Source organism: Marinobacterium arenosum (assembly GCF_019795155.1).
Lineage (GTDB): Bacteria > Pseudomonadota > Gammaproteobacteria > Pseudomonadales > Balneatricaceae > Marinobacterium_C > Marinobacterium_C arenosum.
This window is the reverse complement of the sequence record NZ_JAILYN010000047.1, coordinates 18,226-34,444: the sequence shown is the minus strand read 5'-3', so window position 1 is coordinate 34,444 and position 16,219 is coordinate 18,226. Positions and strand designations below refer to the sequence as shown.

Below are 16,219 nucleotides of genomic sequence, written 5' to 3'. Positions count from 1 at the left end.
CGGACTGGTATCGCTGATGGGACAATACCATCGGCTCAAATGTATGACATGAACCGCCGTATACGGAACCGTACGTACGGTGGTGTGAGAGGACGGAGGCCGTGAGGCCTCCTCCTACTCGATCTGAGTTAACAGGTTTGAGTTAACAGTTCTGAGTTAACAGTTCTGAGTTGACGGCGCTGCGGCGTGGCTGTCGTCGGCGACCATTAAAAAGCCCGCGCTGTCTTTGACAACGCGGGCTTTGTTTCTAGCCTATGGCTTGCAGCTTGCAGCTTGCAGCTTGCAGCTTGCAGCTACGCTGGCGCCCTACAATTTAAACCGCTGCACCAGGCCTTCCAGCTGGTGAGCCAGCGAGCCCAGCTCGTGGGCCACGTTGTTAAGCTTGCCAGCCCGTTCAGAGGTGTTGCGTGCCGCGCTGGCGATTTCGGAAACGCTGCTTTCGACACTGGAGGCCATCTGGGTCTGCTCACGAACCGAGTTGGCTACTTCGTGGTTCATGTTATTGATCGAGCGGACCCCTTCGGCGATCTGGTGCAGCGCTTCGGAGGTGCGCTGGACATGGTCGACGCCGCTGCTGGCGCTATCCATCGCCCGCTCCATGGCGGTTACCGCTTCGCGGGCGTCGGCCTGCAACGCCTCGATGATCGCGTTGATCTCCTCGGTGGAGTTGTGGGTCCGGCTGGCCAGGGTGCGCACCTCATCGGCCACCACCGCGAAACCGCGGCCCTGCTCACCGGCACGGGCCGCTTCGATGGCGGCGTTCAACGCCAGCAGGTTGGTCTGCTCGGCGATCTTCTGGATCACCTCCAGTACCGTGCCGACGTTCTGGCTCTGCTCGTCCAGTTTGCGGATCACCCCGGTGGCCGCTTCGATGTTGCCTTTCAGCTCCTCCATCGAGGTGATCGCCTCGTCGGTGATGGCGTTGCCCTGTAGGCTCTGCTCCAGCGCCTCGTTGGACATCGTCACGGTATTCTCGGCGCTCTGCTCGACATTGCGGGTGGCTCCATCCATCTGGTTCATCGCCGCCGCCACAGCGTCGGTCTGCGCCTGCTGATTGGCCAGCGCACTATTGGCCAGCTCGGCGATGCTGTTGATCTGGCTGGACGAATCGCTGAGCCGGTGGCTGGTGGCGCTGACCTGGGTCAGGCTGTCCTGGAAGGTATGCAGCATCGAGTTGAAGGCGGTGGACATGGTGCCGATCTCATCGCCGGAGTTCACCTTGATGCGTTGGCTCAGGTCGGCGTCCTGTTCGATGGTGTGGATGGTCTTGCTGAGCTGGTTGATCGGGGTGACCACCAGCTTGCGCAGCAGCAGGCTGATCAGCAGCACCCCGGCGACGAACAGCCCCAGCTCCACCAGCGCCACGGTACGCAGGTTGTCGTTGATCTGACCGTCCAGCGAAGCGTAGTCATAGGTAACCCGTACCGCACCCAGCACGGTGCCTTCCGGCACCGCATGGCACAGCAGACAGTTGGTGCCCTTGTGTTCAGACAGGGCCTTCATCGGCGTGATCACAGTCAGCCGATGGCCTTCCTCGTCTTCGATATCCTCGATGATCTGTTCGCCGGCCATCGCCCGGCGGTCCAGTTCGTCCATGATTACCGCATCAGCAGAGCCGGGGCCGTACATGTTCTTGACCGCGTCGCCACGGATGATACGCGCCTCGATCAGATCCTCGTTGGACAGAATCTTCTTCTGCAGCGTTTGGCGGTTGGCCATGGCGCCGCTCAGCATCAGCATGTTGATGCTGTCGAAATAGGAGTCCGCGGTGTTGACCGTGGTGGTGTGGGCCACTTCACGGGCCAGCGAGGTTTCGCTGCGGTTGATCGCTGTCAGTGAGCTGATCAGCACCACCAGGAAGACCCCCGCGAGGGAGAGGTTGACTTTGGTCTGGATCGAGAGACTGGTCATGAATTTAGCCTGCCTGTGAACTGCGCAAGAACTTCGCAATGCTATCTGGTTATAGTTTTAGTTTTATTGGTTATCGAACATACCTTAATCAGCATGAGCTCGGAAGATACAGCCTGAACATTCTTTGCTCCGCAATCCAGATCAATAAAGTTCCAGATAATTCGCCGGCCCTAGGCCCTATTGGGTGGGAATTCGCCAATGCTTTTCAGCGGCTTGGGTGGAAACCCACCCATCCGGACAGCGCGGTCGGTCGGTGATTATGCCGGTCGAAATATTTCAACTTTATGATTTATAAGGGAAATGGATGAATTGTTGAGGGTTTTTTCAAAGTTGGTCCCGGTTTTGCTGTTAGTACATCAGGTTCCCGACGCGTTTTTGCGCGGGGCGAGGAACGATTCTGAAAAATAAGCAAAAGATCGACAGGAGAAACCTCATGCGTTTACTGACAGCTGCAGTTACCTCTCTGGCTCTGACTCTGGGTGCCCAGGCGGCGTCCGCGGCACCGGTTGAGATCAAGTTTTCCCACGTGGTGGCGGAAAACACCCCGAAAGGTCAGATGGCGACCAAATTTAAAGAGCTGGTGGACCAGCGTCTGGCCGGCAAGGTGGAAGTGAAGGTCTACCCGAACTCCCAGCTGTTCGGCGATAACAAGGTGCTGGAGGCGATGCTGCTGGGCGACGTGCAGATGGCTGCGCCGGCACTGTCCAAGTTCCAGAAGTACACCAAGCAGCTGCAGGTGTACGACCTGCCGTTCCTGTTCCAGGACATGGCGGCCGTGGATCGCTTCCAGCAGGGCCCGCAGGGGCAGGAGCTGCTGGGCTCGCTGAAGACGAAAGGGCTGGTGGGGCTGGGTTACCTGCACAACGGTATGAAGCAGCTGTCCGCCAGCGATCCGTTGCGGGTACCGGCTGACGCCAACGGCAAAAAGTTCCGCATCATGACCTCCGACGTGCTGCAGGCGCAGTTCGAAGCGGTTGACGCGGTGCCGCTGAAGAAGCCGTTCTCCGAAGTGTTCACCCTGCTGCAGACCAAGGCGATCGACGGCCAGGAGAACACCTGGTCCAACATCTACTCCAAGAAGTTCTACGAAGTACAGCCGTACATCACCGAGTCCAACCACGGCGTGCTGGACTACCTGGTGGTCTCTTCGGCTGAGTTCTGGCTGAGCCTGGACGAAGACCTGCGCACTGAAGTGAAGAAGGCGCTGGACGAAGCGATCGCCTACGGCAACAACATCGCCGCCGAGAAGGCCCGGGCCGACAAGCAGGCGATCATCGACTCCAAGCGTTCCGAAGTGATCGAGATCACCGCTGAAGAGCGTGCCCAGTGGGTTGAAGCGATGAAGCCGGTCTGGAAGCAGTTCGAAGGCGATATCGGTAAGGACGTGATCGACGCCGCGGTTGCCGCCAACCAGTAAGTCGTCAGGGGCGGTCCCGCGGGACCGTCCCCATCCCCGTGGGGTCCACGCAGGAGAGGGCATGACCGTGTCCTGCCCTGCGTATCGACCCCGGCGCGAGTTCTTGTTGAGGAAATCGTCATGTTGCGCAAGCTGATCAATCACCTGGAGGAGGGCTTCCTGTCCCTGCTGCTGGTTTCAATGACGCTGCTGGTGTTCGCCGAAGTGGTGCTGCGCTTCGGTTTCAATACCGGCCTGCACTGGGCGCAGGAGGTCACCCTGCTGCTCTCTGCCTGGTTCGTACTGTTCGGCGCCTCCTACGGCGTCAAGGTGGGCGCCCATATCGGCGTCGACGTGTTCGTCAAGCTATTGCCGCGCGGTCTGCACCGGACGGTGACCCTGGCGGCGGTCGGCCTGTGCCTGGTCTATTGCGGCCTGTTTCTGTACGGCTCCTGGATCTACCTGTCGAAGATGAAGATGATCGGCATCGAACTGGAGGACCTGCCGTTCCCGAAATGGATCGCCATGAGCATCCTGGTGATCGGTTTCGTGCTGTTGATCATCCGCTTCCTGCAGCTGGCCTGGAAAGTGATCCAGGGCGATGCCGAGGGCTTCCATTTTGCCGACGAAGCCAAGGAGTCGATGGAGATCGCCGAAGAGTTGAAAGCTGGCGTCGAGGATGACAGCAAACAGGAGGCCCGTTCATGACTATCGCAGTACTCTTTATCGCCCTGTTCGGCTGCATGTTGATGGGGATGCCGATCGCGATCGCGCTCGGACTGTCCTCGATCACCACCATCCTGCTGTTCTCGAACGACTCGCTGGCGTCGATCGCATTGAAGCTGTTCGAGGCCACCTCCGAGCACTACACGCTGCTGGCGATCCCGTTCTTTATCCTGTCGTCGGCGTTCCTGTCGACCGGCGGTGTCGCCAAGCGGCTGATCAACTTTGCCATCGACAGCATCGGCCATGTGCGCGGTGGCCTGGCGATGGCCTCGGTGATGGCCTGCATGCTGTTCGCGGCGGTGTCCGGCTCCTCGCCGGCCACGGTGGCGGCGATCGGCACCATCGTGATCGCCGGTATGGTACGTTCCGGTTATCCGGAGTCCTTCGCCGCCGGGGTGATCGCCAACGCCGGCACGCTGGGGATCCTGATCCCGCCGTCGATCGTAATGCTGGTCTACGCTGCGGCCACCGAGGTGTCCGCGTCGCGGATGTTCATGGCCGGCTTCATACCGGGCCTGATGATGGGTGGCTTGTTGATGCTGGCGATCTACATCGCCGCACGGATCAAGAAACTGCCGGCGCAGCCGTTCCCGGGCTTCCGCCAGTTGGCCCGTTCCGGGATGATCGCGCTGGGCGGTCTGATGCTGATCATCATCGTACTGGGCTCGATCTACGGCGGTATCGCCTCGCCAACCGAAGCGGCGGCGGTGGCAGCGGTCTATGCCTACCTGATCGCCGTGGTCGGGTATCGTGACATCGGCCCGATGAAAGGGGTGGTCTGGCGTAAGGCTGACGAAGCGCTGCCGACGGCGGTGGTGCGTAACGGTCTGCAGATGGTGCTGGCGTTGCCGAAGTCGGTGAGCCATCCGGAGGTACGCAAGGTAGTGCTGGATGCCTCCAAGGTATCGATGATGCTGCTGTTCATCATCGCTAACGCGATGCTGTTCGCCCACGTGCTGACCACCGAGCGGATTCCTCACAGCATCGCCGAGGTGATCATCGAGTGGGGGCTGCCGGCCTGGGGTTTCCTGATCGTGGTCAATATCCTGCTGCTGATTGCCGGCAACTTCATGGAGCCGTCGGCGATCCTGCTGATCATGGCGCCGATCCTGTTCCCGATCGCCACTCAGCTGGGCATCGATCCGATCCACTTGGGTATCATCATGGTGGTCAACATGGAGATCGGCATGCTGACGCCGCCAGTGGGGCTGAACCTGTTCGTCACCGCCGGTATCACCGGCCGCAATATGGTCTGGGTGATCCGTGCCTGCCTGCCGTGGCTGGGCCTGCTGTTGTTCTTCCTCGGCCTGATCACCTATATCCCGCAGATCTCGCTGTTCCTGCCGGAGCTGATCGATCAGATGCGTGGTTATAACTAAGTAGCCGAGGGCAATCGTTTTAACAGGAGACTGTACCTGTCGGTCGCCGGCCCTGTGCCAAGGGCGGCGATCGGCTGGACCTGAAGGGCCGTTGCAGGGCAGGGGGTTCTGAATACAGCGGTCTGGACAGTACCGGAGATCACCGCCGTTCCATACGGGGAGGCCGCACAGCGCCGGTGGCCGATCAGGTACAGCTCCTTTTTTCTTGCAGGAGCCTTCTGTCTCATCCTGGCGGAGCCTGCGCTCCGTCCGCTTCCTGAATGGGTGTCTTTATAGGCACCTTTTTTTTATTTCCGATTTCCGATGCGCGTTCCCCACTGCACCAAGCAAAACCACAACAGAGCGTTCACCATTTCGGTCACCGCCGGCCCGGCAGATCGGCGGGGCTGTGGCATAATAGCGGCTTTAGCGAATTACCGGATGCATAATCAGGATGCGTATCCCCCGTTTCTATCACCCCGGCCCGCTGCAGAGCGGCAGCGATGTCGAACTGGCTGACGATGCCGTGCAGCATATCGCCCGCGTATTGCGGATGCGTGCCGGCGAGTCGATCCAGCTGTTTAACGGCGACGGTGTCGAGTACGATGCGATACTCGCCATCGTCGAAAAGCGTCGGGTCAGCGCCCGGGTCGAGAAGGCTTGCCCCAGTGCAGTTGAATCGCCGCTGCAGGTGCATATCGGTCAGTCGATCTCGCGTGGCGAGCGGATGGACTTTGCGGTCCAGAAGGCCACCGAACTGGGTATGCGGCAGCTGACACCGTTGTTTTCCGAGCGCTGCGAGGTGAAACTCAACAGCGAGCGTCAGGACAAGCGTCAGCGCCACTGGCAGCAGGTGGCGGTCAGTGCCTGCGAGCAGTCCGGCCGCAGCCGGGTGCCCGAGATTCAGCCGGTGCAGAATCTGGCTGACTGGTGTCAAAGCGTACAGGCGGATCTGAAACTGGTGCTGCATCACCATACCGCGGCCCCGCTGGGTCAGCTGCCGCCGCCGGCCTCGGTGGCGTTGCTGATCGGCCCGGAAGGTGGCCTCAGCGATGCTGAAGTCGAGCTGGCGCAGGCCAACGGTTTTCAGCCGGTGGCGCTGGGACCGAGGGTGATGCGTACTGAAACCGCACCGGTGGCGGCGTTGTCGATCCTGCATTATCTGTGGGGCGATATGGCCGGCCAACAAACTCCGTAAGTTAGAGGTAGCACAGGTGAGCATAAAGCTGGGTATCGTGATGGACCCGATCGAGTCCATCAGCTTCAAGAAGGACAGTTCGCTGGCGATGCTCTGGGCCGCCCAGCGCAAGGGTTGGCAGCTCTGGTATATGGAGCAGTCCGATCTGTTCCTGCGGGATGGCGTGGTCAAGGCGCGGATGGCGCCGCTGACGGTGGCGATGGAGCCGGAAAACTGGTTCCAGCGCGGTGACTATCAGGAGCTGCCGCTGGCCGAGCTGGACGTGGTGCTGATGCGCAAGGACCCGCCGTTCGACAACGAATACATCTATTCCACCCACCTGCTGGCGATGGCCGAAAGCGATGGCGTACTGGTGGTCAACAACCCGCAGCGGCTGCGCGATTTCAACGAGAAGCTGTTCGCCACCCATTTCCCGCAGTGCTGTCCGCCGGTATTGGTGACCCGCAATGCCGATCAGCTGCGCGCCTTTCATGCCGAACATAAGGATGTGATCTTCAAGCCGCTGGATGGCATGGGTGGCAGCTCGATCTTTCGGATCACCGAAGATGGCGTCAACCTGGGGGTGATCATCGAGACCCTGACCCAGCACGGCAAGCAGACCATCATGGCGCAGAAGTACATCCCGGAGATCGTCGACGGCGACAAGCGGATCCTGCTGGTCGATGGCGAACCGGTACCCTATGCGCTGGCGCGTATTCCACAGGCCGGTGAGACCCGCGGCAACCTGGCCGTCGGCGGCCGTGGTGAAGGCCGTCCGCTGACCGAGCGCGACCGCTGGATCTGCCAGCAGGTGGCGCCGACCATCAAGGCGCACGGTCTGCTGTTCGTCGGCCTGGACGTGATCGGTGACTACCTCACCGAGATCAACGTCACCAGCCCAACCTGCATCCGCGAACTGGACGACCAGTTCGATCTGGATATCGGAATGCAGCTGATGGATGCGATCGAACGCCACCTGGCCGGCTGATCGGGGGCTGCGGTGACTAAGGGCGTTGCACAGACCGCCATGCAGTCGGCGGTCAGTGTCTGGGACCGGCTGGGGTTCACCCTGTTCATGGCGGTGGCGCTGCACGCCATGGTCATCCTGGGGGTCAGCTTCAGCGCCACGCCCGCGCCGCCGCCGACCAAGACCCTCGAGATCACCCTGGCCCAGTACCAGAGCAAACAGGCACCGAAAGAGGCCGATTTCATTGCTCAGGCCAACCAGCAGGGCAGTGGTACCGAAGACGAAAAACAGCGGCTGGCCACCACCGAACAGGCCGAGTTCCAGGCCCAGCAGAGCCAGCCGCTGACGGCGCAGCAGAATGCCGCTGAAACGCCGGTGAAACAGCCGCAGCCACCGGAGCCGGCCACCCGGGAGCTGAGTACCCAGCCGGAACGCTCGCCGGAAAAATCCAGCGCGGGCGATAAGAAAGTGGTGACCACGGTGGCTGACAGTAAGCGCAAGCAGGCGGACCAGCAGCACCAGGACAAGGCCGCCGCGCCGCCGCGCAGCACCGGCAGTGCCACCTCGCTGTTGGCCCGCAGCCTGGAGATCGCCAGTCTGCAGGCGCAGATCGACCATCAGCAGGAGTGGTTGGCCAAGCGGCCCAAAGTGCGTCGGCTGACCTCCACCGCCACCCGCTTCAGCGAGGATGCCGCCTATCTGGACAGCTGGCGGCGTAAGATCGAGATGGTGGGCAATCTCAACTATCCTGATGAAGCACGCCGACATAAAACCTATGGCAGTCTGAGGCTGTTGGTGTCGATCCTGCCGGACGGCTCGGTCAAGGAGATTCAGGTGCTCAAGTCGTCCGGGCACAAGGTGCTGGACGATGCGGCGGTGCGGATCGTCCGGTTGGCGGCGCCGTTCCAGCCGTTCCCGGTGGAGATGCGCAAGACCACCGATGTGCTGGAGGTCATCCGCACCTGGAAATTCGAAAAGCGGGCACAAGTATATTAGGTCGCCGGTGGAATCATCCCCGGGCCTGTTAACATGAACTGATCCACCGCATTGCTGCCTAACGGTCGAGGTGAGACGGTTGCAGCCATGCCGGGCATCCTGCTTCAGAAGGCAGGTGGCTGGCGGCCGTTGCGGTGCCATCAATCGCTATCTTACGCTGTATAAGGGGCAAGCAATGTCCGAATCCACCACTCTGAAAGGCCACTTCCTGCTGTCGATGCCCCATATGCAGGACCCGTTCTTCGCCCAGAGCCTGACCTACATCTGCGAACACGACAGTGAAGGAGCGATGGGGATCATCATCAACCGGCCGCTCGATTTCGACCTGCCGGCGCTGTTCCGTCACCTCGACCTGGAGGCCGATCCGGCGGTCAGCCCGACCCCGGTTTACGCCGGTGGGCCGGTGGCGATGGAGCGCGGCTTTATCCTCCATCCCAGTGGTGACGAGGCCGGCCACTGGACCAGTACGCTGGAGCTGGGCGACGGCGTGTCGCTGACCTCGTCGATGGATATTCTCGAGGCGATGGCGCATAACCGGGGCCCGCAAAAGGTGCTGGTGGCGCTGGGCTACGCCGGCTGGAGCGCCGGCCAGCTGGAAGATGAGATTACCCGCAATACCTGGTTAAGCTGTCCGGCCAATTTGGATATAATGTTCAGCACTCCGGCTGAGAATCGCCTGCAAGCCGCCGCGGCGCTGCTCGGGATCGACCTCAGCCTGCTGACAGCCCACTCCGGACACGCCTGATACTTAATGAGCAATGACTTTGCGCAGCTCCTGGCCTTCGACTTCGGCACCGGCCGCATCGGTGTCGCCTCGGGTCAGGCGCTGACTGGCAGCAGCACCGCATTGCCGCCGCTGGCGGCCCGTGACGGTGTCCCCGACTGGTCGCGGATCGATGCGATGATTGCCGAATGGAAACCCGATGCCCTGGTGGTCGGCGTTCCGCTTAACATGGACGGCACTATCAGCGAGATGGCCCGTCGCGCCCGCAAGTTCGCCAACCGGCTGCATGAACGCAGCAAGCTGCCCTGTTTCCTGGTCGACGAACGGTTGACCACCGCCGAAGCGAAGGAGATCCATTTCGCCCGCGGCGGCGGCAGCAATTTCCGCAAGGAGTCGGTGGACGGCATTGCCGCCCAGCTGATTCTTGAAAGCTGGTTGCAGAGCGACCGGCGCATCCCCAGCCACACCCGATTGGAGGATCTGTATGACCTCGGGAACCCTTAGTGTCGACGCGCTGCTGGACAAGATGAGCGGCGACCTGAAAGCGCTGATCAGCCAGCGCCAGATCGAAGACCCGCTGATGATCGGCATCCGCACCGGTGGTGTCTGGCTGGCGGAACGATTGCACAAGCAGCTGGAACTGACCAGCCCGCTGGGGGTGATGGATATCTCGTTCTACCGTGATGACTTCACCCAGGTGGGTTTGAATCCGAAGGTGCAGCCAACCCAGCTGCCCAGTGCCACCGAAGGCCGCCATATCCTGCTGGTGGACGATGTGATCATGAGCGGCCGCACCATCCGGGCGGCGCTGAATGAGATCTTCGACTATGGCCGGCCGGCGTCGGTCAGCCTGATCACCCTGCTCGACCTGCAACGCCGTGAACTGCCGATCCAGGCCGATGTGGTCGGCGGCACCCTGGCGCTGGCACCGGATCAGCAGGTCAAGCTGACCGGTCCGCAGCCGCTGACCCTGGAAATCCGCCAACGTACCTGATTTCGAGCCCACTATGTTTGAGCCCATTGATGCCAACCAGATTCAGCTGAACAGCGACGGCCAGCTGAAACACTTCCTGACCACCGAAGGTCTGTCCCGCGCGTTGCTGACCGAGATCCTCGATACCGCCGACTCGTTCCTCGATATGAGTGAGCAGCAGGTCAAGAAGGTGCCGCTGCTGCGCGGCAAGACGGTCGCCAACCTGTTCTTCGAGAACAGCACCCGCACCCTGTCGACCTTTGAACTGGCCGCCAAGCGGCTGTCCGCCGACGTGCTGAACCTCAACATCAGCACCTCCTCGACCGCCAAGGGTGAAACCCTGCGCGACACCCTGATGACATTGGAGGCGATGCACGCCGACATGTTCGTGGTGCGCCACTCCGACAGCGGCGCGGCCCACTTCATCGCCAAGCATGTCACCCCCAACGTGGCGGTGATCAACGCCGGTGACGGCCGTCATGCCCACCCGACCCAGGCGATGCTGGATATGCTGACCATCCGTCGCCACAAGGGCGATTTCGCACCGCTGACGGTGGCGATTGTCGGCGACATCCTGCACTCGCGGGTGGCCCGTTCGCAGATCCATGCGCTGCGTACCCTCGGTGCCGGCGAGGTGCGGGTGATCGCGCCGAAAACCCTGCTACCGCGCCATATCGAAGCGTTCGGCGTCAAGGTGTTCACCGACATGGCCGAAGGGTTGAAGGATGTCGATGTGGTGATGATGCTGCGGCTGCAGAAGGAGCGCATGAACAGCGCACTGCTGCCCAGCGAGTCGGAGTTCTACAAGTTGTACGGCCTGACCGAAGAGAAGTTGGCGATCGCCAAACCGGATTCGGTGGTGCTGCACCCGGGACCGATCAACCGCGGCGTCGAGATCGCCACCTCGGTGGCCGACGGGCCGCGCTCGCTGATCCTCAACCAGGTGACCAACGGCATCGCGGTACGGATGGCGGTGATGTCGATGGCGGTCAGCGGCCAGATGGTGGAAAAACAGAACGCCCGGCAGGGAGATAACGCATGAATATCCTGATCTCCGGCGGCCGGTTGATCGATCCGGCCAACAACATCGACCAACTCGCCGACCTCTATATCAGCGAAGGCCGGATCGCCGGCATTGGCGAGGCGCCGGCCGGTTTTGTCGCCGATCAGCAGATCGATGCCCAGGGCCAGGTGGTCTGCCCGGGGCTGATCGACCTGTGCGCCCACCTGCGCGAACCGGGTTATACCCAGAAGGGCAGTATCCGTAGCGAAACCCGCGCCGCAGCGGCAGGTGGCGTGACCACTCTGGTGACCCCGCCGACCACCAAGCCGGTGGTCGATAACCCGGCGGTGGCCGAGCTGATCCAGGACCGTGCCGAAGCGGCCGGCAATGCCCGGGTATTGCCGATGGGTGCGCTGACCCAGGGGCTGAACGGTGAACAGCTGGCGCCGCTGCACGCGCTGGCCAGCTCCGGCTGCATCGCCTTCAGTAACGGCCGTCATACGGTGCGCAACTCGCTGACCCTGATGCGGGCGCTGGAGTACGCCGCCACCCACGACCTGCTGGTGCAGTTCCAGCCACAGGACCCGGACCTGACCGGCAATGGCAGCATGCATGAAGACACCACCTGCACCCGGCTGGGCCTGAACGGCATCCCGGAAGCGGCGGAAACCGTCGATGTGTCCCGCTGTCTGCTGCTGGTGGAGCAGGCCGGCGTGCGTGCCCACTTCGGCCAGCTCTCCTGTGAGCGCTCGGTGAAGATGATCATGGATGCCCGCGAACGCGGCCTGCCGGTCAGCTGCGACGTGGCGATCCACCACTTCCTGCTGACCGATGCCAACGTCAACGGCTTCAACAGCGATTTCCACCTGATGCCGCCGCTGCGCAGCCAGCTGGACCGCGCCGGTCTGCGCCAGGCGCTGATGGCCGGCGGCATCCAGGCGATCTGCTCCGATCACCAGCCGCATGAGGCGGCCGCCAAGCAGGCGCCGTTCGCCGCCACCGAGCCGGGCATGATCGGCCTGGAAACCCTGTTGCCGCTGTCGCTGCTGCTGGTCGAGCAGGGCCTGCTGGAGCTGCCGCAGCTGATCGAGAAGCTGACCAGCGCGCCGGCGCAGATCCTCGGCCTGGCGCAGGCCGGTACGCTGAGCGTCGGTGCCGAGGCGGATGTCTGCGTGTTCGACCCGCAGCACAGCTGGACCTTCAGCGCCGACCAGATCCATTCGGCCGGCCAGAATACGCCGTTCCTCGACTTTGCGCTGAAAGGACGGGTAACCGCCACCCTGCTGGGTGGTGAGCTGGTTCACCAACTCGGTTGAGCAATCAAAGTTAACAGTTGGGAGTTTACAGTTGGCAGTTAACGGTGAGTCAGCGCACCGCTGCTGTTAACTGTCCACTTTCAACTGGTAACTACAATAAAAAAACCGGAGCCATAGGCTCCGGTTTTTTGTTGCGGCGCGTAAGGTGCTTCTTACAGGCCGGCGGCGTCGCGCAGGGCGTCGGCCTTGTCGGTGCGCTCCCAGGTGAACGCGGTGAAGGTGTCGTCACCGACGGTCATCTCGAACGGGTTGCGGCCGAAGTGACCGTAAGCCGCAGTCGGCTGGTACATCGGGTGCAGCAGGTCGAGCATCTTGGTGATCGCGTACGGACGCAGGTCGAAGTGCTCGCGGACCAGTTCGATGATCTTGTCGTCGGAGATCTTGCCGGTACCGAAGGTGTTGATCGATACGGAGGTCGGCTGGGCCACACCGATGGCGTAGGAAACCTGGATCTCGCAACGGTCGGCCAGGCCGGCGGCGACGATGTTCTTGGCCACGTAACGGCCGGCGTAAGCGGCGGAACGGTCAACCTTGGACGGGTCCTTGCCGGAGAACGCACCGCCGCCGTGACGGGCCATGCCGCCGTAGGTGTCGACGATGATCTTACGGCCGGTCAGGCCGCAGTCGCCCACCGGGCCGCCGATCACGAAGTTGCCGGTCGGGTTGATGTGGAACTGGGTGTCCTTGGTGATCCACTCCGCCGGGATCACGTGCTTGACGATCAACTCCATCACCGCTTCGCGCAGGTCGGACTGGGTAACGTCCGGGTTGTGCTGGGTGGACAGTACCAGCGCGTCGACCGCCACCGGCTTGCCGTTTTCGTAACGGAAGGTCAGCTGGGACTTGGCATCCGGACGCAGCCACGGCAGCAGGCCGGACTTGCGTGCTTCCGCCTGGCGCTCGACCAGACGGTGGGAGTAGGTGATCGGTGCCGGCATCAGCACGTCGGTTTCGTTGGAGGCGTAGCCGAACATCAGGCCCTGGTCGCCGGCACCCTGGTCTTCAGGCTTGCTGCGGTCAACGCCCTGGGCGATATCGATAGACTGCTTACCGATGATGTTGATGACGCCACAGGTTTCGCCGTCGTAGCCGACATCGGAGGAGGTGTAGCCGATGTCGCAGATCACCTTACGGACCAGCTCTTCCAGGTCGACCCAGGCGGAGGTGCTGATTTCGCCGGATACGATCGCGACACCCGTCTTGACCATGGTTTCACAGGCCACGCGGGCATACTTGTCCTCGGCGATGATGGCATCCAGCACCGCGTCGGAGATCTGGTCGGCAATCTTGTCCGGGTGTCCTTCGGACACGGACTCGGAAGTGAACAAGCTGTATTCGCTCATTGCTACTCGGGACCCTCAGAAATAGTCAAAGGAGATCAGCACGCCCGGAAAGGTAAGAAGGGCAGGCTGTATGAAATTTGAACGGTGCATTTTAGCGCTCCTTGGCCGTTAATGCATGATCTGGGGCCGCGATTGGCTGAAATTTTTCGATATTTACGTGAATAGCGTTCATTTTTGTCGATTTTGCCGCTTTGCCATTTGAAGCCTGTAGTCATCTGCGAGAAAATTGCGCCTTTCTGATCTCACCTTAATCGTGAACCTTCGTAATTTGGGCCAAGCCCAGGAGAATTTTTAATGTCCTCTCGCAGAGAACTTGCTAACGCGATTCGTGCGTTGAGCATGGATGCCGTTCAGAAAGCCAAGTCCGGTCACCCGGGTGCCCCGATGGGGATGGCGGATATCGCCGAGGTGCTGTGGAACGATTTCATGCGCCACAACCCGAACAACCCGCAGTGGTTCGACCGCGACCGCTTCATTCTGTCCAACGGCCATGGCTCCATGCTGATCTACAGCCTGCTGCACCTGACCGGCTACGACGTATCGATTGAGGACATCAAGAGCTTCCGCCAGCTGCACGCCAAGACCGCCGGCCACCCGGAATACGGCTACTGCCCGGGTGTCGAGACCACCACCGGCCCGCTGGGCCAGGGTATCACCAACGCGGTGGGCTTCGCGGTGGCAGAGAAGGTGCTGGCGGCTCAGTTCAACCGCGAAGGGCACGATATCGTCGACCACAACACCTACGTGTTCATGGGCGACGGCTGCATGATGGAGGGGATCTCCCACGAGGCCTGCTCACTGGCCGGTACCCTGGGGCTGGGCAAGCTGATCGCGTTTTGGGATGACAACGGCATCTCCATCGATGGTGAAGTTGAGGGCTGGTACACCGACGACAACGTCAAGCGTTTCGAATCCTACGGCTGGCAGGTGATTGACGGTGTCGACGGTCACGATCCGGATCAGATCCGCGCAGCCATTGTCGCTGCCCAGGAGAACACCGAGCAGCCGACGCTGATCTGCTGCAAGACCATCATCGGTTTCGGTTCACCGAACAAAGAAGGTAAGGAAGATTGCCACGGCGCACCGCTGGGTGATGACGAAATCGCCCTGACCCGCGAGCGCCTGGGTTGGCCGCACGCCGCGTTCGAGGTGCCGGAAGATATCTACGCCGACTGGGATGCCAAGGAAGCGGGGACGCACGCTGAAAACGAGTGGAACGAGCGCTTCGCCGCCTACCGTGCCGAGTTCCCGGAACTGGCCGACGAACTGCTGCGCCGTATCTCCGGCGAACTGCCGGCCGATTTCGCCGACAAGGCGGATGCCTGGATCGCTGAAGTGGCCGACAAGGGTGAAACCATCGCTTCCCGTAAAGCCTCCCAGAACGCCCTGAACGCCTACGGTCCGATGCTGCCGGAACTGCTCGGCGGTTCCGCCGACCTGGCCGGCTCCAACCTGACCCTGTGGTCCGGCGCCAAGGGGGTTTCCAAGGACGATGCGTCCGGCAACTACCTGTTCTACGGCGTGCGTGAGTTCGGCATGTCGGCGATCATGAACGGTATTGCCCTGCACGGCGGCTTCGTACCGTACGGCGCCACCTTCCTGGTGTTTATGGAATACGCCCGCAATGCGCTGCGCATGGCGGCGCTGATGAAACAGCGTGCGATCCACGTCTACACCCACGACTCCATCGGCCTGGGCGAAGATGGTCCGACTCACCAGCCGGTTGAGCAGGTTGCCAACCTGCGTCACACGCCGAACATGAGCTGCTGGCGTCCGTGCGACGCGGTCGAGTCCGCCGTCGCCTGGAAAATGGCGTTGCAGCGCAACGATGGCCCGACCGCCATGGTGTTCTCCCGCCAGGGTCTGGCGCACCAGCCGCGTAGCGCCGAGCAGATCGCCAACATCGCCCGCGGTGGTTACATCCTGCGTGATACCGACGGCCAGCCGGACGCGATCCTGATCGCTACTGGTTCCGAAGTGGGCCTGGCGGTCGACGCGGCCGAAGCGCTGGCTGCCGAAGGCAAGCAGGTTCGCGTGGTGTCGATGCCGGAAACCGGCCTGTTCGATAAGCAGGACGCCGACTACCGCGAATCCGTACTGCCCTCTGCCGTCACTGCCCGGGTGGCGGTGGAAGCATTGCAGGCGGACTTCTGGTACAAGTACGTCGGCCTGAACGGTGCTATCGTTGGCATGACCACCTTCGGTGAATCCGCCCCGGCCGGCGAGCTGTTCAAGCACTTCGGCTTCACCGTCGAGAACGTGGTGAACACCGTTAAGTCGGTACTCTAACTTTCGTCATCCAGGGGTCGCCACAGGTGACCCCTGCTGT

General features: G+C 61.7%; 14 protein-coding genes. 12 read left to right on the top strand and 2 right to left on the bottom strand.

Annotated elements, in window-relative coordinates; all coding sequences use genetic code 11:
- Positions 1–306 precede the first annotated feature (306 nt).
- On the bottom strand, positions 307–1,911 hold the full coding sequence (locus K6T12_RS17345) for a methyl-accepting chemotaxis protein (RefSeq protein WP_222224137.1): 1,605 nt from the start codon (positions 1,909–1,911) through the stop codon (positions 307–309).
- Between the two features lie 433 nt (positions 1,912–2,344).
- Between K6T12_RS17345 and K6T12_RS17340 the strand changes: the two genes are divergently transcribed.
- From K6T12_RS17340 to K6T12_RS17290, 11 genes are all read left to right on the top strand, one after another.
- The gene (locus K6T12_RS17340; protein WP_222224136.1) at positions 2,345–3,328 is read left to right on the top strand and encodes a TRAP transporter substrate-binding protein; all 984 of its coding nucleotides are present in this window, start codon (positions 2,345–2,347) and stop codon (positions 3,326–3,328) included.
- Between the two features lie 120 nt (positions 3,329–3,448).
- Positions 3,449–4,015 (top strand): TRAP transporter small permease, encoded by a 567-nt coding sequence (locus K6T12_RS17335; RefSeq protein WP_222224135.1) that lies wholly within the window; start codon positions 3,449–3,451, stop codon positions 4,013–4,015.
- Positions 4,012–5,412: a TRAP transporter large permease gene (locus K6T12_RS17330; RefSeq protein WP_222224134.1), complete on the top strand. Its 1,401-nt coding sequence runs from the start codon at positions 4,012–4,014 to the stop codon at positions 5,410–5,412. The genes K6T12_RS17335 and K6T12_RS17330 overlap by 4 nt, the downstream gene beginning before the upstream one ends.
- 433 nt (positions 5,413–5,845) lie before the next feature.
- Positions 5,846–6,589: a 16S rRNA (uracil(1498)-N(3))-methyltransferase gene (locus tag K6T12_RS17325; RefSeq protein ID WP_222224133.1), complete on the top strand. Its 744-nt coding sequence runs from the start codon at positions 5,846–5,848 to the stop codon at positions 6,587–6,589.
- A gap of 16 nt (positions 6,590–6,605) precedes the next feature.
- Positions 6,606–7,556 (top strand): glutathione synthase, encoded by a 951-nt coding sequence (gene gshB, locus K6T12_RS17320; RefSeq protein ID WP_222224132.1) that lies wholly within the window; start codon positions 6,606–6,608, stop codon positions 7,554–7,556.
- Between the two features lie 12 nt (positions 7,557–7,568).
- A complete protein-coding gene (locus tag K6T12_RS17315; RefSeq protein WP_315853627.1) occupies positions 7,569–8,531 on the top strand; it encodes an energy transducer TonB in 963 nt (320 codons plus the stop codon).
- Between the two features lie 175 nt (positions 8,532–8,706).
- Complete coding sequence (locus K6T12_RS17310; RefSeq protein ID WP_222224131.1) at positions 8,707–9,276, top strand: YqgE/AlgH family protein; 570 nt, start codon at positions 8,707–8,709, stop codon at positions 9,274–9,276.
- Positions 9,277–9,282: 6 nt separating this feature from the next.
- Positions 9,283–9,759, top strand: a complete 477-nt coding sequence (ruvX, locus tag K6T12_RS17305) for a Holliday junction resolvase RuvX (RefSeq protein ID WP_222224130.1) — start codon at positions 9,283–9,285, stop codon at positions 9,757–9,759.
- The gene (gene pyrR, locus K6T12_RS17300) at positions 9,740–10,249 is read left to right on the top strand and encodes a bifunctional pyr operon transcriptional regulator/uracil phosphoribosyltransferase PyrR (RefSeq protein ID WP_222224129.1); all 510 of its coding nucleotides are present in this window, start codon (positions 9,740–9,742) and stop codon (positions 10,247–10,249) included. The genes ruvX and pyrR overlap by 20 nt, the downstream gene beginning before the upstream one ends.
- Before the next feature lie 13 nt (positions 10,250–10,262).
- The gene (locus K6T12_RS17295) at positions 10,263–11,270 is read left to right on the top strand and encodes an aspartate carbamoyltransferase catalytic subunit (RefSeq protein WP_222224128.1); all 1,008 of its coding nucleotides are present in this window, start codon (positions 10,263–10,265) and stop codon (positions 11,268–11,270) included.
- Positions 11,267–12,547 carry a dihydroorotase gene (locus tag K6T12_RS17290; protein WP_222224127.1) on the top strand — a complete coding sequence of 427 codons (1,281 nt, stop codon included), beginning with the start codon at positions 11,267–11,269 and terminating at the stop codon, positions 12,545–12,547. Before K6T12_RS17295 ends, K6T12_RS17290 begins: the two co-directional genes overlap by 4 nt.
- Before the next feature lie 152 nt (positions 12,548–12,699).
- Here K6T12_RS17290 and metK read toward each other — a convergent pair whose 3' ends face one another.
- Complete coding sequence (gene metK / locus K6T12_RS17285) at positions 12,700–13,890, bottom strand: methionine adenosyltransferase (RefSeq protein ID WP_222224126.1); 1,191 nt, start codon at positions 13,888–13,890, stop codon at positions 12,700–12,702.
- A 294-nt stretch (positions 13,891–14,184) separates the two neighbouring features.
- Here metK and tkt point away from each other — a divergent pair, with 294 nt between their 5' ends.
- Complete coding sequence (tkt, locus tag K6T12_RS17280; RefSeq protein ID WP_222224125.1) at positions 14,185–16,179, top strand: transketolase; 1,995 nt, start codon at positions 14,185–14,187, stop codon at positions 16,177–16,179.
- The last annotated feature ends 40 nt before the right edge of the window (positions 16,180–16,219 follow it).